Annotated in this window: 8 protein-coding genes and 1 riboswitch; of the genes, 1 reads left to right on the top strand and 7 read right to left on the bottom strand. The window is 72.3% G+C overall.

The window, feature by feature from the left end; all coding sequences use genetic code 11:
- The first annotated feature begins 18 nt into the window (after positions 1–18).
- On the top strand, positions 19–1,845 hold the full coding sequence (locus NR798_RS19430) for a response regulator (protein WP_375772978.1): 1,827 nt from the start codon (positions 19–21) through the stop codon (positions 1,843–1,845).
- 20 nt (positions 1,846–1,865) lie between these two features.
- Here NR798_RS19430 and NR798_RS19425 read toward each other — a convergent pair whose 3' ends face one another.
- From NR798_RS19425 to NR798_RS19395, 7 genes are all read right to left on the bottom strand, one after another.
- Complete coding sequence (locus NR798_RS19425) at positions 1,866–4,706, bottom strand: MYXO-CTERM sorting domain-containing protein (RefSeq protein ID WP_375772977.1); 2,841 nt, start codon at positions 4,704–4,706, stop codon at positions 1,866–1,868.
- A 7-nt stretch (positions 4,707–4,713) separates the two neighbouring features.
- Entirely contained in the window at positions 4,714–8,304 is a 3,591-nt protein-coding gene (locus tag NR798_RS19420) for a flagellar motor protein (protein ID WP_375772976.1), read from the bottom strand.
- The gene (locus NR798_RS19415) at positions 8,301–10,205 is read right to left on the bottom strand and encodes a hypothetical protein (RefSeq protein ID WP_375773791.1); all 1,905 of its coding nucleotides are present in this window, start codon (positions 10,203–10,205) and stop codon (positions 8,301–8,303) included. The genes NR798_RS19420 and NR798_RS19415 overlap by 4 nt, the downstream gene beginning before the upstream one ends.
- 62 nt (positions 10,206–10,267) lie before the next feature.
- Positions 10,268–11,983 carry a TolB family protein gene (locus tag NR798_RS19410; protein ID WP_375772975.1) on the bottom strand — a complete coding sequence of 572 codons (1,716 nt, stop codon included), beginning with the start codon at positions 11,981–11,983 and terminating at the stop codon, positions 10,268–10,270.
- Between the two features lie 103 nt (positions 11,984–12,086).
- Positions 12,087–12,167: riboswitch (cyclic di-GMP riboswitch) on the bottom strand.
- Between the two features lie 80 nt (positions 12,168–12,247).
- Positions 12,248–13,216, bottom strand: coding sequence for a hypothetical protein (locus NR798_RS19405; protein ID WP_375772974.1), 969 nt, complete (start codon positions 13,214–13,216; stop codon positions 12,248–12,250).
- Between the two features lie 36 nt (positions 13,217–13,252).
- Entirely contained in the window at positions 13,253–15,091 is a 1,839-nt protein-coding gene (locus NR798_RS19400; protein ID WP_375772973.1) for an ATP-binding protein, read from the bottom strand.
- Positions 15,088–18,423 carry a response regulator gene (locus tag NR798_RS19395; protein ID WP_375772972.1) on the bottom strand — a complete coding sequence of 1,112 codons (3,336 nt, stop codon included), beginning with the start codon at positions 18,421–18,423 and terminating at the stop codon, positions 15,088–15,090. Before NR798_RS19395 ends, NR798_RS19400 begins: the two co-directional genes overlap by 4 nt.
- Positions 18,424–18,548: the final 125 nt, after the last annotated feature.

Genomic DNA, 18,548 nt, shown 5'->3' with positions numbered 1-18,548 from the left:
GTATGGTGCCCGCCCCCCATGGCGCGACTGCTGATCGTCGAGGATCACCCCGAACTCGCCTCCCTCATGGTCGCCGCGGCCGAAAGCCGCGGCCATGAGGCCACGGCCGTTCATACCGGCGAGGCCGCGCTCGCCCTCTTGCGCCCGGCGGCCTTCCATGCCGCGGTGGTGGACCTGCTGCTGCCCGACATGAGGGGCAGCGCCGTGCTCTCCGCACTCCGGGACAACGCCATCCCCGCCGTCGCCGTCAGCGGCGTCTTCAAGGGAGACCGCTTCGCCCGCGAGGCCACCGAGGTCCACGGGGCGCGCGCCTTCTTCGAGAAGCCCTTCGAGCTGCTGCAACTGCTGGAGTCCGTGGAGCAGCTGTGCGGCCTCACCCGGCCCCTGCCTCCCGCCCCGTCCGACGCCGACGATGACGAGGTGGTCGTCTTCGAGGACGCCGCCCTGCTGGACATGGACGACGAGCCCGTCTTCACCTCTTCCGAGGACGAGCCCATCTTCAGCCCCGCTGCCGGGGAAGAGTCCCCCGCGGAGGAGCACGCCCCCGTCGTCGAGGGGCTCGCGCTCGTCGAGGAGGCCGCGGATCCTCTCGGGGACGAGGCCGCGGCCGCGCCCGGACCGGTGGACGACGCGCCCGCCACCCAGGACGGCGCCCCTCCCGGGCAGGAGCCCACCTTCGGCCAGGGGCCCGCCCCCGTCACCCTCAGGACGGAGGACCTCGAGGAGATCGGTGTCCTGGAGGAGCTCGCGTCGGACGACAAGACGCCCACCATGGCGCTCTCCGCCGAGGAGCTCCAGGCGCTGGACGTGCTCGCCCAGCAGATAGAGCAGGCGCCCGCCCCACCTCCCGCCGACGACGAGCTCAAGGCGCTGGAGTCGCTCGAGCCCGCCGCCGAGGCGCCCGCCCCACCCCCCGCCCCCGAGGTATTCGAGGCGCTGGAGGCACTCGGGCCCGCCGCCGAGACGCCCGCACCGGCCGCCGTCCCGGAGACCTCCTCGGACCCCGAGCCCGGACTCGCCCTGCCCTTCGGTGAGCGCGAGAAGGTGTGGAGCAAGCCGGCCGCGTCCGGCGCCGGCCGTCGTCCCCCGCCCGAGTGGTCGCTCTCCGGAGACCTGAAGAACACCAGCATCCCCCGGCTGCTCAACGCCTACTACGAGGCGCGCCACAGCGGAGAGCTCAAGCTCAAGCAGGGCTCCGTCCTGAAGGTCGTCTACTTCGAGGCGGGCCGCCCGGTGTACGCGGCCTCCAACCTCGCCCACGAGCGCTTCGCCCGCTTCTGCGTGCGCCGCGGCGTGCTGCCCGAGGCGAAGCTGCAGGAGGTGGCCACGCTCGCCCGCGAGCAGAACCTCCGCTCCAGCGAGGCGATGGTGCGCCTGGGCCTGCTGGACGCGCGCAAGCACACGCAGCTCATCGAGGAGCAGGTGAAGGAGATCCTCTGGTCCACCTTCTCGTGGACCGAGGGTGCCTACGGCTTCAGCCCCACGCGGCCGCCCCGCACGGGCCTGGTGAAGCTGTCGGTGTTCCCCGGAGATCTCATCCTCGAGGGCGTCCTACGCTCGGAGCCGCTGGAGACGCTGCGCCAGCACATGCCGCGCTCGCGCCGGCTCTTCCCCGCCGCGGCCCCGCCCTACGGACTGCACGAGCTGAAGCTGAAGGGGCCGCAGGCCCTGCTGCTGGCCTACACGGATGGCAGCAAGACGGTGGCGGACCTGCTGACCATCACGGAGCTGCCCGAGCGCGGCGTGCTGGCCACGCTACGGGGCCTGGAGCTGATCGGCGTGCTGGAGGAGCGGCGCGACGAGCCGGGCCCCAGCAGCCGCAGCCGCATCAGCTTCGGCCTGTAGGGCGCGGCGGGCGCCCCCCCTCACCGGCGGCGGCGGCGCACGGCCGCCACCAGCGCCCCGAGCGCGAACAGCACCGGGCCCGGACCCGAGCCGGAGCAGCCACAGCCCGAGTCCGGCACCTGGACTCCCGGGTCATCGCGCAGGGAGATGACCTCGTTGCCCAGCCGGGCCTCGCCCTCCATGCGGCGCTCGCCCACCAGGTGCGGACGCGCCACGTAGGTCAGCTTCCCGGTGCCCTCGCCCGCCAGGGCCAGCCCCGTCACGGTGAGCGCACCGGACTTCCACGTGGCCTCCACGGGCTGGCCGTCGAACTTCGCGCTGCCCTCCACGTACGTCAGGCCCTCCAGGCGCTCCACGTAGCTCACCCCCGTCACTCCGCACGCGGTGGTGTTGAGCAGCTCCACGGACACGCCGACGAGCCCCGTCTCCGAGGCCGCGGGCAACTCGGTGCGGCGGCGCACCTTCACGAAGGGCTCCACCGTGATGGGCAGGCTGAGCCATTGCGAGGCCTCGTTGTCCGGGCCCGCGCTCGCCGTCACCCGCACCACCAGGGACTTGCCCACCAGCGCGTCCAGCCCGGTGTCCCGCGTGACCAGTGACACCGTGGAGCCCGACAGCACGGCCTGCTCGAGGGCGGGACCCCCATCCACTTCCTGTGTCCAGGTGACGTCCGGCGTCTGGCAGGCGTCCGGCGGGAAGGTCTGCGTCAGCGTGACGCGGGCCTGCTCTCCGCACCGGGCCACCAGGGCCGGCACCTCGGGCAGCGGCTCCAGCCCCACGTCCACCCGGGGCGTCGCGAGCTCCTGCGCGAACACCGGGGAGCGCTGGCCCGCGTCGTCCTCCATCACGCCATTCAACAGCACGCGCCGGCCGCACCCGTGCTCCACGCGGGCCTCCCACGTCCCGGGGACGGTCACCGCCTCTGGCGGAACCAGCGCGCCGCCATCCAGGCGCTCGAGCCAGAGCTCCGCGCGCAGTCCACGCAAGGAGGGGCAGTTGAGGGTCGAGTCCACCTCCACCCGCAGCTCACCCGAGGGCGAAGGGCCGCCGCCGGCATCGAGCCGCAGCACTCCCGCGTCAAAGGAGGCCAGCTCGGTAGGCGGCACGCGCACGTTGAAGACCCTGGCGCTCGAGAGGCTTCCTTCGTCCGTCACGCGCAGCCGGAGGTCGAAGCTCCCGGCCTCCCGCGAGCAGAACCCGTCCGGAGCCGTGAGCACGGCGGTGCCACCATCCTGCTCCAGCGACGGAACCCCCGTGCCCGAGAACAGCGGCTCCCACTCCGGAACAATCCTGCAGCCCGCGGCCGTCGTGCCCCCACCGGTCACCCGCAGCACCAGGGGCGGCCCGCCCGGACGCAGCTCGCTCACGGCCCCGCTGCCCGGCACCGTGCCACCATCGGCGAACACCACCGCGGGGACCTCCGGTGGCCGCGTGTGCTTCACGAGCACGTCGACGGTCTTGTACGCCTCATGCGCGGCCAGGCCATCCGTGGCGGAGACCTGGATGCTGCCCAGAGGCCGATCCACGCAAGTGGAGGAGGTGGTGACATCCCAGAGGACGGGGTCTCCCGGCTGCTGCCCGGCGGGCACCACCACAGCCCACCCCGTCGTGGGACCGCTCGGCGGGGGGACCGTCACCAGCACCGGATCTCCATCCGGATCCTCCGCCGCGAAGGTGAGCCGGTAGCCTGCGTCCTCGTCGAGCGTCACCGAGGCATCCGCCCCGGCCACCACGGCCGCGCCCGGAGCCGCCACCAAGATCTCCGGGCCCGCGTCGTTGGTGTAGATGAAGATGTTGTCCCGCTCTGGCCGTTCCGCGGTGAAGACGCAGGTGCTCGCCCCCGTGCAGACCACCTGCCTCAGGGGCGCCGCCGCGACGCTCGCCGGGAGGCTCCGCACCTGCCAGAGCGTCCCCGCTTTCGTGTCCGAGAGCATGGGCACCGGGCTCACCACCTGGGAGCCTCCATCCGCCTGCACCACGATGGCCATGCCGAACCCCTGTCCGGCATCGCTCCCGGCGCCCACGTTCATGGACACGCTGCTCACCCCGCCGCCGGCGAACGTCTGGACCGGTTTGAGCGGCTCCGAGGACGCCAAGACGGACCCCTGCAACATCACCCCCTGCCGCGTGCCCACCACGGCATAGGGAAAGGGAGCCGCCGAGCCTCCAACGGAGAACAGCTCTATCGACTGCACGATGCCCGTCGAGCCACTCTGGCTCCGGGTCTCCATCACCCGGTTGGGATCGCTGAGCTTGATCCACTGGACGGTCGAGTCGGTGAACGTGCTGCCGAGCAGCGCATGGACCTCGCTGCCCACCCGCACCACCCCGAGCACACCGGTGAGGGGACGCAGGTTCGCGAGATCCCGGAACGCATAGAAGGCGTTGGCGTCGTAGATGCCGCCATCCGACAGGAAGGGCACCTTGGAGCCCTCGGGGCCAAGACTCACCACCGCAACGGCTCCGCCCTCCGGCGCGTGCATCACCCGCACGAGGTTGACCTCTTCCGGAACGATGAGGGAGCCAGGAAGGAAGTCTCCACACGGGCTCCCATCCGCCCTGAAGCCACTGCGGCTCCCGCCCTGATCCTTGTTGGCCGTGATGAAGCAGTCATCGGCCGGCCGGTAGTACGTGCCGGCGGAGGGAGCGCTCGCACTGGCATTGCGCGCCACGCCTCCGTCCGCGAACAGGTACGCCCCCTGCGCGTGACCCACCGCGAAGTGCTCCGGCCCCCACGCCTCGAGGACGTCGTTGGGGGTCTCCTTCATGGGCGGGCCCGTGCGCCAGTCGGCATGCGCGCTGGCGGCCACCATCATCACCAGCCCCGCCACCGCGCACAGACAGAGGAGCCGCGCGCGCACGGCCCACCTAGTACGCCAGCTCCGCCCGAAGATAGAGCCTGTCGGACCCATCATGTGCCTCCTCCGGCAAGCCCGTCCCGGTGAACCCCAACAGCGTATAACCCGCGGCCACCCGCAGCCGTTCGTCCACCCGCCAGGCCACCTCGCCCCGTAGCGCACCCAACGATTCGTTCTCGGGTGCCACCGACCGCCTCGCCGCCTCCAGCGCGACCTCCAGACCGCCCACCACCCGCACCGACGGACGCACCGAGCCGGTGAGCACCCATATCGCAACATCGTCGCGGTTGCTGCGGCTCGCGTGCAACCCCGCCGCCAGCGCGAAGCGGTCTCCCAGCCGCACCGCCGGTAGCAGTGAAATGATCTGCTGGCCACGTTCTCCGAAGACGGAGCGCTCACCGGGCAGCAGCTCCTGGGTGAGGGCGTAGCGCGCCACCAGCAAGAAGGGACCAGGCCGCCAGGCGAGCGCCGCGTAGCCCTCCAGCAGCCGGGCCTCGGCCTCCCGGGTCTCCCGCTGCCAGGTGCGGCCGTAGTTCATCCGCCCCGACAGAGACAGGTCCTCGCGCAGCACCGCCTCCGCGGCGAGGGCCATCACCGCCTGAATGCGATCCATCGGCGCGGTCGCGCCCCGCGTGGGCGTCCCGTGCTCGAAGCGCAGCTCCAGGCGCCCATCGGCCCGGAAGCGCTCCAAGAGCAGCTGCCCGGAGAGGCTCGCCACGTCGCGCCGCAGCGAGCCCGGCAGCTCCAGGGGGCTGCGCAGGCCCCGCTCGTAACGGGCCCCCACGTTCAACGCGCCGAAGACGGTCTGCTGGAAACCCACCGCCCGCGCCAGGCGCACGGCGTTGGCATCGTGCGAGGCCACGTCCTCCACGAAGAGGCGCGTTCCATCCCCCAGCTCCGTGCTCGCCCCGCTCACCGCGCGGCTGGCACCGAAGTCCGGCCCGTCCACGTCCACCGAGTGGCTGCCGTAGTAGACGTCCTGGCCCCGGCGCCACGTGCCCTGCACCCAGGCCAGTGGCCCCAACTGGGGACCCCAGCCGCCCCGCACGCCCACCATCCCCTCCTCGCCCACCTTCACGTCCACGCCCGCGGAGGAGAAGCTGTCATCCACGCGCCCCAGGCCCGCGCCGCGCTGGAAGAGCGTCTGACGGTGTCCGGCCGACACGCGCAACCAGTCGTTCACCACGAAGTGGCCCTGCAGCCCCGCGGACGTGCGCCCTCCCTCGATCAGCTCCCCCTCGCCGGGCACGTCGCTGGCGCGCAGGAGCGAGTCCCGGAGATTCAGCTCCACGCCCCAGCGCTCCCGCGAGTAGCTCAACCCCACGCCCAACGTCCGCGCCTCCAACAGGCCCTCCGCGAAGGGCCGCCGCGGATCCACCGAGAGCCGATCATCCCCGAGCAGCGTGAGCCGCCAGGGCCCCAGCGGCTGCACGGCGCGCAGGGAGAGCTGGCGGAAGGGCCGGGTGTCCGCGTGCGTCCCATCGGAGAAGCCCGCCGTCCGCCGGCGGAAGGCCGCGTCCACGGAGCCCGTCCCGAACAGGCCCGGCCCGCGCAGGCGCAGCCCCAGGGCATCTCCACCGCCCGGCGCCCCCTCCTCGTCCGGCCGCAGGAAGGAGAGGCCCCCATCGTCCGAGACGCCAAACATCTCCGGCCGCATCGCCGAGCCCCGGCTCCGGGCCACCTCGGCCATGAGCGTGTAGCCACCCAGCGTGGTGCGCGCGTGCCCGGCGAGCAGCTGGAAGGGAGCCCCGTCGCGCTGCTCGCGCACGGCGAACACGGACACCCGCCCGCCCTGCCACTCCGCCCACGCCTCGCCTCCCGCGGCGTCCGCCGGCGAGCCCGACTCCAGCGCGGCGTACTGCACGGTGAGCACGGGCTCCGGTGCCGCCGTGAGCGGATCCGCCCGCAGCAACGGCTCGCCAGCGATGAGGGACAGCGGGCGCGCGAGCAGGATGCGGCCCGCCGAGTAGTCGATCTCGTAGTCCCGGCCCCGGATGAGATGGCGCTCGGCGAGCGGCAGCCCGGTGAGGCCATCCCGCACCTCCACGCGCAACAGCTCCGAGCCCTCCGCCACCGGCGACGAGCCCAGGTAGTAGAGGCTGCCGCCGGTCGCGCGCAGCTCCTCGTACGCGGGCAGGGCGGCGAGCACGCGCGTTGGATCCGCCAGCCCTCCGGCGAAGGCATTCACGCCCGCGCGCAGCCGCCCCAGCTCCGCCGACAGCTCCGCGAAGGGGCCGAACAGCGGCCGGTGGTAGCGGCCCACCTCCCCTTCCGCCTGATACGCCCGGTACGTCCCCAGGCCCACCCGGCCGAACCGATCGTGCCGCACCTCCAGCCGCAGCCGGCTCTCGGTGGTGTTGGGCGTGAGCCCCACGGAGGTGTCCGCCCACTCGGCGATGGCCAGGTCTGGATCCGGCGCGCGATCCAACCGCGGGATGCGGGGGCGCAGCCAGTCCGCCGCCGGGCGCTCGCGCAGGCTGTCCACGTCGGTGTCCCGCAGATCCAACTCCCCCACCAGCGAGAAGGGCCCCAGGCGCGCCTCACCATGGGCCGCGCCGCGCCCCCGCAGCCGGAAGTCTCCCGTGGACGGCGAGAACGTGGCCTCCACGTCCAGCAACCCCACCGCGAAGGGCCGGGGCACCGCCTCCAGTTGGAGCGTCACCGTCAGGGCCGGCGCGCCAGGCCGCTGCACCTCCAGCGCCACCAGGTTGCGGCCCGGGACGAGCACCAGCGGCACCAGCACGCTCCCCTCCGGCCCCACCGTCACCTCGCCCCGCGGCGAGCGCAGGCGCGTGCCCACGGGGAACTCGGCCATCACCGAGGAGGGGCCACTCGCCGGTGGCTCGTCCTTGCTTCCCGGCAGCCGCAGCGCGCCCTCCGGCTCGGGCTCGCGAGGAATGACGAGCAGGCCGCCCTCGCGCTGCACCACATCGATGCGCTGGCGGAAGAGGCGCAGGGACGCCTCCGTCCCGAGGGCGGTGATGGACAGCACGTTCTCCCCGGGCGCGAGCCGGACGCGCGCACGCCAATCGCCGCGCTCGTCCACCTCCGCCGGGACACCGCCCACCGTCACTTCATCCCCCGGCGCGGCATGCCCCGCCACGAGGAAGTCCACCCCGCCCGGCACCACCGCCGCCGCGGGCGGCGTCGTGTCATAGGCGAGCGCCAGGGAGGACATGGACTCGGCCAGGGTGCGCACCGCGAAGTCCTGGAGCACCACGGCGGCCCAGGGCACCTCCACCGTGACGGCCTCGGGGGTGGCCACGCTGTCGGGCGGCAGCGTGCGCGCATCCACCTTCAGCCGCTGCCGGCCGGGCCGCAGGTGCACACCGCCCGTCACATCCGGCCCCCGCGCGTCCACCTCGGCGAAGTGGTAGCGGCCCCGCGCGTCCGTGCGCACCTCACGGCCCGTGGCCAGCACCAGCCGGACATCGGCCAGGCCCGGCTCCTCGGGAGCACACCGGCCATCGCCATCCAAGTCACGGCACACGCGCCCGGCGATGGCCGCCGCCAGCTCCGGAGACTCCGCCCTCGCCAGTTGCGCGCGCGCCGCGCCCGGCAACAGGCACAAGCACGACAGCCATGCGGCCCACCACCTCAAGGCCGCACCTCGGCGAGCGCGGTGACGCCGGTGGCCACGTCCGCCACGGACACACTCACCGGCCCGTCATGCGTCACCCGGAAGCTGCCGCGCCCTTCCTTCACCTCGATGGCGCTGCGCTGCCCGGCGGACAGCGCCACATGGGCCTCTCGGCCCTCCAACACCCGGCCCGACGCGTCCTCCATCCAGAACGTGACGAGCGGGCCCTCCACCTTCAACCGCACGTTCACCGGCACCGGAGGCGCCAGCCGCACCGGCTGCTCCGCCCGTGCGGGCACGAGCGCCTGCTCGAGGGGGAACACCGGCCCGCCCTCGGCCACCACGTCCACCGTCTGACGGAGACCGGGCCACGAGCCGTGCACCACCTCCACCCGGCCCGGACGCAGGGGGCCGAGCACCACCGTGCCGTCCTCGCCCGTCACCCGTGCCTCGCCTCCCACGCGCAGCGGCTGCCCCGGGACCGGAAGGCCGGCGAGGTCCGTCACGCCCGCGGACAGCACGCCCCCTTCCGCCCAGACACGCAGGCGCGCCGGCTCCGTCCCCACCGGGCCATACGCGAGCACCTCCACCACCGTCCCGCCCGGCGTGCCCTGCGTCGGCAGCGTCCACTCGCCGCGGAACACACCCGGGGCCTCTTCACGTAGCGGGCTGAACGTGCCCACCGGCGAGCGGGGCACCACCACGGCGCCGGGCCTCGGCTGGCCGGAGGCATCCCGCGTGGTGGCGGTGATGACCACCGTCGAGCCCAAATGCACCACCGGCTCGGCCAGCGACAGGGCGGCGCTCGCCACCGGCCCCTGCACGAGCCGCAGCGGCAGCTCCTCGCGCGAGCTGGTGCCACGCTCCGGCCAGGTGGCCACCAGGCGCTCCGGCTCCGCGGACGCGGTGCCCGGGGCGGTGTAGATCCACTCGAGCAGGCCGCCCTCGGCGCGCGTGGGCCCGCTCAAGGTGCCAGCGCGGACCGAGGCCGTCACCCGCGCGTCCTGCACTGGCCGGCCAGAGGCATCGCTGGTGGCGCACAGCATGCGCGCCCGCGAGACGCCGTCCGCCGGAAGCCGCTGCGGGTTGAGGACACAGGCCAGCCCATCCGTGGGCGGCAGCGACAGGTCCATCCGCGAGCGCCGCACGTTGCCCGCCGCGTCCACCGCGCGCACCTGCGCGACGCTGTGTCCGGGAGGGACGATGACGGGCAGCCGGAAGCGCCCGTCCGGTGCGGCCTTTACCGGCCCGAAGGTCGTCCCGGCGATGGTGGCGGACAAATCCGCGTTGGGCTCGGTGCGGCCCGGCAGCTCCACCGAGGCGGCCAGTGGCACCAGCACCTTGCCGTAGGCGCCGTAGATGGACTCGGGATGGGGCCAGGCCGAGAGGGCCACCAGGATGGCCACCTCCGGGTAGCGCGTATCCGGCAGCACATAGCGGGCCCGCCACGTCCCAGGCCCGGTGCGCTCCAGCTCCTCCACCCGCCCCACATTGGCCCGCAGCACGGGGGGAGCGCCGGTGTCATCCGGCGTGCCGTCCGGCTGGAGCATCCTCACCGTGAGCCGCGCCTCCTTGTCCCGCCCTTTCACCGGCGCGGGAGGCTCCACCGTGAGCGACACCCGGGTGGCCGGAGGACCCAGCACGTACCGGGCCTCGGCCCTCAGTCCCGTCCCCTCGGCCGTGACCCGCACCTCCCGCGCGCCCGGCTCCGGGACGACGACGAACGTCCGCAGCGGCGCCTGCTCGGGCCCTGGCCGCAACCGGGCCCCGCTCGCCGAGACGGAGAGCCCCTGCGCCACCACGGGCGCACCCGTGGCATCCCGCCTCACCAGCGCGATGGGGAACCCATCAGGGGGGACGGGCGCGGACGGACCCAGGATGTCGAGTGTGTCCGCCGAGGCCACCGAGGCCACGAGCAGCAACACGGGAAGGAAACAGTTCAGAGTGTTGGTAATTTATCAGCGTCCTTGCCGCGCCCGAAATTCTATCGCCGCGATGCGACACGGCGCCGCGCCCGGACGGCAACCAGCATCCAGACCCCCAGCAGGGCCACCGGGCCGCCCGCCGCGCTACAGCCCCCGCGCGCCTCCGGAGAGAGCTCGCCGGGCACCACCACCCCGGCCCCGTCCGTGCCCTCACTGGGGGCCTGCGAGCCGCCGCCGCGCACGGGCGGCCCCTCGTACCCGCTCGGCACGAAGTACCGCATGAGGGCGATCTTCCCGGGCATGGCGTCCACCAGGGAGGGCACGAGCTGGCCATGGCGGACCTCCATGTCCTGGGACGGCGCCTCCTTCAGCCCGGCGTCGCACACCATCTCCCCGTAGAGACGCACCCGGAACGCACTGCCGGGCGCACCCGCCGCCTGGGCGGAGAGCGCGAGCCGGCCCTGGAGCGGTACCTTGCGGGCCAGGCTCGTGACGTCCTCCCGGAGCTCGTCCGGCCCCACATGCAGGCCCAGCCCCATCCACACCCAGCCCGCGGTGGCGGGCGACGCCTCGAAACCGTTGTCCACGCAGAGCACCCCGGTGCCCGTACTCTCGAACTCGGTGGAGACCACCTCCGGAGCGCCCTCGGCGCGGCTCACCACCAGCGAGCCCAGCAGCGACCGCCCCCCGGGCGAGGCGCACACGGCGGCCGCGTCCTTGATGGGGGTGCGCGTGCACTCGCCCGGCAGGCGGAAGACGTAGGCGTACACGTTGAGATCGCCGTTGCGCCGCACCGTCCAGACCACCCGCACCAGCCCATCCGGCCCCACGCTGATGTCGCTGAGCGACTCGCTCTCCGGCGTCTCGGTGAGGCGGTAGTACGTCTGCGTGCGCAGGTCATACAGCACGACATCGAAGTTGGGCGTCGCGCTGGACGCATCCCGCCGCTCGAAGGCGATGAGCGAACCACTCACGTTGGGGTTGGTGTCCACGCCCGGGAGCGCCAGACGGTGGACCTCGCCCCCGCCCAGCGGCTGCCAGGCGATGTCCGACTCCGCCACGCCATTGACGAGCGAGCGCGTCACGTACGCCACCACCTCGCCGTTGGTGTCGGGCAGGGACTCCTCCCCCTCCGGCCCGGTGAGCTGGGAGACCTCATAGCCTCCCTCGGCTTCGCGAGCCGCCCAGAGATCGCACCCGTCGAGGCTGGTGGCGCACTTGATCCACACCACCGCCTTGCCCTCCGCGCTGACGGCGGGCGTGCGATCCAGACGCGTGTCCTCGGTCAGCCGGGTGAGCGCGAGCGTGTCCAGGCGGTAGGCGAAGATCTCCGGTGGCAGGGACTCGGCGGTGTAGCCCAGCTCCTGCCAGGCCACCGTCTGGCCGCCGATGGTGGCCGCGCGCCGCTCCACCCCGGGACGCGGGGCGAGTTCCACCGCACTGCCGCCCGGGCCCACGTCGAACCGGAAGACGCGGCTGGCGTTGGTGGTGCGGGTGAAGACGATCCGGTTGCCGCTGATGTCCGCCAGGGCGTCATAGCCCCCCTCGGTGGGGATGGCCTGATCCTCGTCCGTGAGCAGATCGTGGTAGCGGATCTCACTGCTGAAGAGGCTGCTCTGGTGGGTGTAGGCGACCAGCGCCCCGCTCACGTGGGGCTCCGTCTGGTCCCCGGGCCCGTCGTTGACCACCTGCGACATGCCCATCAGCGGTGCCGCGCTCTGTGCCAGCGCCAGCGCGGGAACCAGACACACGAAGGTGGTGATCGTTCGCAACATCGTGGCGGACCTCGGTTGCACATCGGGGAGCGAGACACCTCCCACCGCGACCAAGGACGATCCCGGGCTCAGCCCCCCAAGCGCCACGCTCAGCGCCAGTTCCCACGGCAACCACGGCCGGCCGCACTTCAGGCCCCACGGCTTTGCGCACCCAGGCTTTCACCCGGGATTGCCCTTAGTACAAGGAAGATTCTCGGGCCGTGAGAGGCTGCAAATCCGAGGCCAGACGGCCGAGTACCGGAGCGCTCGTCTGGCAGGCCGCCATTATGGCGCCTTGGAGGCTGGGTCATCCCATATCCCTGGGTCCACTTTGACCGAGGGAGGGGTGGTATCCAGGGTGAGGTCGCGCTTTTCCTCGTGTCGCAGGCCTCCGACAGAGGTGGCGTGCACCTGGACGGAGTTCGGACCTTCCTGGAGTGGCAGGACCTGGGAGAAGCGGCCCTCCTCGTCGGTGGGGACGATTCGACCCCCCACCACCACCTGAGTGCCCGGGTCGGTCTGCCCGGAGACGACGACCTTGCGCCGCGGTTGGGCGGGCCAGTTCACCTTGAGCAGGAGGCTGGTGGGGATGGGGGTGGGCTCGCTGGGGGCGCGGCCGGGACGGATGACGGACTGCTGGCCGGCGCGGACGATGACGACCTTGCGCTGGCCGCTGAAGGCGACCTCGCCCACCAGGGTGGCCAGGGCGACGGTGCCCGCGCCGTTGTTGTTCATGGTGAAGGTACCGCGCTCGGCGCGGGCCAGGGCGTCACTGCCGGCGGCCTTCATCTCGAACGTCTGGCCAGCGCCCATGTCGACGCGGGCCGTCGTCATACCTTTGTCGAGCAGGAAGCGGGTGAGCGAGTCGGTGAGGACATCCACGGACACCTCGGCACCGGCCTCCATGCGGATCTCCACGGCCTCGCCGCCGATGATGACGGCGTAGGCGCCTTCCCGGGTGCGCACCGCGTCCGAGGGGTGGAGGGCCTCGCCAACGCTGGCGGTGCGCCACTGCCCGCTGCCCCGGCGCACCTCCACCGTGCCGCGGATCTCCTCCAGCTTGAGCGCCATGGGCCCCTTCTCGGGCGGGGCCTCGGAGGGCGGGGGCTTCGCCGGGAGCACCGGAGCGGGCTCGGGCGGAGGGGTGGGAGGCTGGTGGAGGAAGAGGAAATAGCCCAGCGGCAGCGCCGCCAGGATGGCGAGAAGGCCGAGCAGGAAGGGCGCACTGCGCCGGGGGGAGCGGGGGGCGTCCATACAGGCCCCCAAGCTACCTCACCCGGGGCCCGGGCCTCACGCCTTCGGCAACCACACGGTGAAACAGGTGCCCTGCCCTACTTCCGTGCGCACCTCGATGGAGCCGCCCGCCTCGCTGACCACCCGCCAGGCCACCGACAGGCCCAGGCCCACGTTGGACCAGACGTCCTTGGTGGTGAAGAAGGGCTCGAAGATGCGCGAGCGGTGCTCGGGGGCGATGCCCTTGCCGGTGTCCTCCACCTCGAAGAAGCCACGCCCGTCCCGCTCGCCCGTGCGCAGGGTGAGCCGCTTCGCCTCCGTCTTCATCATCGCGGTGCGCGCGTTGGACACCAGGGCCAGCACCACCTGCGAGAGGTGTCCCGGATCCGCCTTCACCCGGGTGGGCGGCGAGGCCCACTCGGTGGCCAGGGCAATCCCCTCCCCCTTGAGCTGGTTCTCCGTGAGCGAGAGCGCATCGCGGAGCACGGCGTTGAGGTCCACCGGGCGCAGCTCGGGCTTCGCGCGTTGCTGGGAGAAGCGCAGCAGGTTCTGGGTGATGTCCTTGCAGCGCTTGGCGCTCAGCTCGATCTTCCGCAACGTGTCGAAGTCGGGATCCTTCTCGTCGCGCTCGAGCATCAGCAGCTGGGTGTTGCCCAGGATGCCGGCCAGGGGGTTGTTGATCTCATGGGCCACGCCGGCGCCCAGCTGCCCCACGGCCGCGAGCTTCTGAGCCTCGAGCAGCTGGGCCTGGGCGGCCTTCAGCTCGGCGGTGGCCTCGTCCACGCGGGCCTTGAGGTCATCGTTCCAGCGCAGCATCCGGGCGCGGGCGGCCTCCAGCTCGGAGCCCATGCGGTTGAAGGTGGAGGCCAGCTCGCTCAGCTCGTCCTCGCCCTCCACGGTGACACGCCGCTCCAGCTCGCCACGGCCGAAGGCCTCGGCACCGGCCACCACCTGGGACAGGCGGAGGTTGAGCCGGCGGGTGAAGAGCGCGCCCAGGCCGAGCAGCACCACGAAGGCGGCCCCGATGGACAGCAGCACCGTGCGGCGCATGGCGCGCACCGGGGCCAGGGCAACGGCCTCGTCCACGGCCACCACCACCTCGAAGCCGGGCACCTTGGGCACCCGCGCGGCGCTCACCCGCAGGGCGGGCGCATCCAGCCGGAAGCCGCGCACCTGCGCGTCGTCCGAGGCGAGCTGGGCGGCCAGCGCGGGCGCCAGCGGCTGGAGGCGGCGCTCCGGCAGGGAGCTGGCCAGGATGCGCCCGGCCGTGGTGTCCACCAGGTCGATGGAGCCCGGGTTGTCCCCCGCGCGCCGGGCCAGCAGGACCTCCAGGTCGGAGAAGACGACCTCGGCGAGCGCGAAGGGAGAGTCCTCCCCATCCGCCAGCTTCACCGCCACTGCCACCGCTGCCCGTCCGCTGGGGGCGTGCGCGTAGACGCGGCCCAGGGCGGCCTGTCCCTTGTTGCCACGGCGCAGCGTCTGCACCGGCACGGCCCGGGCGAGCGCCTGCGCCGCGGAGGGCTCGAACCCCGGGTGCTCGCTGTCGCCGGAGGCCCGGAACACGGGCTCGCCGCGCGTGTTGCCCTCCGCATCCAGGTGCAGCACCGCGCTGACGGCGGGGGACTGCCCGTAGAGCAGCTGCAGCCCGCCCTGGAACTCCTCGGGGGTGATGCTCTGCCAGTTGAAGAGCTCCGCCGAGCGGGCCAGCGCATCCACCGTCTTCATCAGCTCCGAGGAGGCGCTCTCCGCGGTGCTCTCCGCGATGACGCGCTGCTCGGAGATGATCCGCCCGGTCAGCTCCGCCTCCGCGCGCGACAGCAACAGGAAGCCCACCGCCGCCAGCGGCAGCACGGTGGCCGCGAGCATGAAGAGGATGAGCTGCTGGTAGAGCCTCATCCCGTGGCCGTCCGGATGACCGCCAGCTCCCGGTCACTGCGCAGGTAGACGGAGCCCTGGATGGCCTTGGCGCGCTTCTTCATGTCCGCGGCCTGCCGCGCCAGCTCGGCATGATCGCTGGACAGCCCGTCGCTGAGCACCGCCACCACGGACACGCTCATGATGGGGAACTTGCGCTTCTCCCCGTAGCGGTCCTCCGCCTCGATGTAGCCGCGCTCCCGGTCCTGCTTGTCGTAGTAGAGCGGGATGATGCGGTCGAAGGCCTCGATGGCGCGCTGGCAGATGCGGTCCACGCTCTCCGGGGCGGTGACGAAGACGAAGTCATCGCCCGCCACGTGGCCGAGGAAGTCCCCGGGCAGGCCGACCTGCCCGAACACCTCGCGCAGCAGATCTCCCGTCTGGCGGATGACGCCGTCGGCCTTCGCGAAGCCGTAGTAGTCGTTGTAGGCCTTGAGGTTGTCCAGGTCGAGGTAGCAGAAGGCGAAGGGCCGGCGCTCGCCGAGCCGGCGCTGCACCTCGCGCTCGATGGTGCCCGAGCCGGGCAGCTGCGTGGTGGGCGAGGCGCCCAGCTCCTGCTCCTTGCGGCGCAGCACCATCTCCACGCGCGCGCCCATCTCCAGCGCGTCGAAGGGCTTGGTGAGGTAGTCGTCCGCGCCGAGCTTGAGGGCGCGCACCTTGGCGCTCGTCTCGGTATACCCGGAGATGAAGATGACGGAGATGTAGCCGCTGGCGCGCTCGGCCTTGAGCTCCTCGAGGAAGTGGTAGCCGTCCCCGTCGGGCAGCTGCACGTCCAGCAGCAACACGTCCGGGCGGCGCTCGCGCAGGGCGCGGTGGGCCTCCTCCAAGGTGGAGGACACCTGCACCTCGTAGCCAAGGCTCACCAGCACCTCGCGGCAGATGGCGCCCACCTTCTCGTCGTCGTCCACCACCAGCACGCGGCCGTGGTGCTGGCCGGCGCTGCCGCGCACCAGCGAGTCCACGGTGGCCAGCAGCCGGTCGGACTGCAGCGGCATGGGCAGGAAGGCGTCCGCCCCGGCGCGGAAGGCGCGCTGGCGCTCGTCGAAGGCGGAGAAGAGCAGCAGCGGCGCCTGGCGCGTCTCCGGATCATGCCGGAGGATCTCCGCCAGCCGCAGGCCGTCGATGACGGGCAGCCGGGCATCCACCAGCAGGGCATCCGGGTGGTGGGCGCGCGCCTGGGTGAGGGCCTCCTCGGCATTGGGGGCCAGGCGCACCTCGTAACCCCGCGCGCGCAGCAGGGCCTTGGTGATGTAGCCGATGTCCGGCTCGGCCTCGGCGAGCACCAGGCTGCCCCGCCGCTCGGGGTTGTGCTTTTGGGTGAAGTCCAGTCCGTCCGGCCGCAGGTACTCGGCCGGAGGCTCCACGGGCAGCACCACCACGAAGCGCACCCCGTCGTGGCAGGGCTCGCACCAGATATGGCCGGCGTGGGCCTCCACGATGTTGCGGCAGATGGCCAGGCCCAGGCCGGTGCCGCGCACGGTGCGGTTGGCCTGGGTGCGCGCCTGCTCGAAGCGGTCGAAGATGCGCTCCAGGTTCTCCTCGGCGATGGGCTCGCCGCTGTTCCAGCACGTGAGCGCGATGTAGCCGGGCACCGCCGAGGTGGCCTTGAGCTCCAGCCGCACCTCACCGCCCTCGGGGGTGAACTTGGCGGCGTTGGTGAGCAGGTTGTTGAGCACCTGGGTGAGCCGGTTGGGATCCGCCAGCGCCCGCAGGCCGTGCTGCGGCAGGCCGGCGGACACCTTGATGCGCCGCTCCATGAAGGCGGGGCCGTACTTCTCCACCGCGCGGCGCACCTGCTCGTCCACGTAGGCCCACTCGAAGTTCATCCGCAGCCGGCCCTTGGCGAACTTGGCCAGGTCCAGCAGGTCATCCACGATGGCGTTGAGCTTCTCCGTCGAGTCGCGCGCCAGCATGAGGTAGCGGCGCTGCTTCTCGTTCATGTCGGTGGACAGGAAGTTGAGCACCAGGTCCAACGAGCCGGAGATGGAGGTGAGCGGCGTGCGCAGCTCGTGGCTCACCATGTGGACGAACTCGTCCTTGCGCTCCTCGAGCTGCTTCTGCTCGGTGACGTCGCGCAGCACCACGCACACCCCGCGCAGCACGCCGCGCGAGTCGTTCACCGGGGTGACGGTGGTGTGAATGGTGCGCTCGTCGAGCTTCAGCTCCTCGCGCAGCACCTGGGCGCCGCCGTACTCCCAGCCGCGCACCAGCTCGAAGGGATCGAACCCGAGCTTCTCGCGCAACCGCTTGCTGGCATCCGGGGCGGGAGGACCGTCCCCCAGCACGAGCATGCGGCGCGCGGCGGGGTTGAGCACGACGATCTCGTTCTTCTCGTCGGTGAGGATGACGCCATCGGCCATGGACTCGACCATGCGATCGATCCGCTGGCGCGAGGCCTCCTCGGAGGCGCGCAGGGACTGGATGGCGTCCGCCGTCTGGTTGGCGAGCGTGTCGAGCAGCGCGCCATCCTCCTCGGAGTAGACATGGGGCCGCTGGGAGAAGAGCGACAGCAGGCCCACGGGGCGGCCCCCGGCGGTGAGGGCCACGGTGAGCTGGCTGGCCCAGGCGGCCGGGGCGGCGGCGTCCTGGGAGGTGGTGCCGGTGACGTGCGTGATGACGCGATCCTCGGGCAGCACCAGCCCCGAGCGCTGGCCCCACGCGGCCAGCATGGACTCCTTCACGCCCAGCAGGGACTGCTCCCCGACGACGACACCCTGGCAGCGCAGGCGCAGGGTGGCGGTCCGGTCCCACCCCACCGCGATGAGGGCGGCGCCACAGTCATAGGGCAGCACGCGCGACACCGCGGTGAGCACGCGGTCGATGATGGCGTCGTAGCCGAGCGGCTCGCCGGCGCTGGCCCGGCTCACCTCGTAGAGCACGCCGAGCGCCTCCACGCGCTGGTGGAGCTGGCGCAGCAGCCGCTCCTTGTCGCGCCGCAGCTGGGTGTACTCCACCGCGTTCTTCACGGTGATGATGAGGTCGTTCAGGTCCCAGGGCTTGGTGATGTAGCGGTACACCTGGCCCCGGTTGATGGCCGCGATGATGTCCTCGGGATCCGTGTAGCCGGTGAGGAGGATCGCGGTGACGTCGATGCCCTCGGCGCGCGCGGCGGTCACCAGCTCGATGCCCGTCATCTCCGGCATGCGCTGGTCGGTGATGAGCACGTCCACGCGGTGCTGCCGCAGCAGCCCCAGCGCCTCGGGCCCGGAGTTGGCCGAGAGCACGTGGTAGCGCTTCTGGAACATGCGCACGAGGAGGTCGATGACGTCGGGCTCGTCGTCGACCAACAGGAGGGTATGTCGGGGCTCAGACAAGGTGTCTGGAAGTCTACGCGCAGAAGGGGGGCGACCCCAGGGCCTGTTCGGAACCGGCGCGCACACACGGATTGTACGTGCTCATCCTTGAACGAATTGACTCTATACGTATGTTCAGGGAGCAT

This window comes from Archangium gephyra (assembly GCF_042230915.1).
Lineage (GTDB): Bacteria > Myxococcota > Myxococcia > Myxococcales > Myxococcaceae > Archangium > Archangium gephyra_B.
Note: the sequence above shows the minus strand (reverse complement) of the source record. Positions and strands in the feature narration are given on the sequence as shown.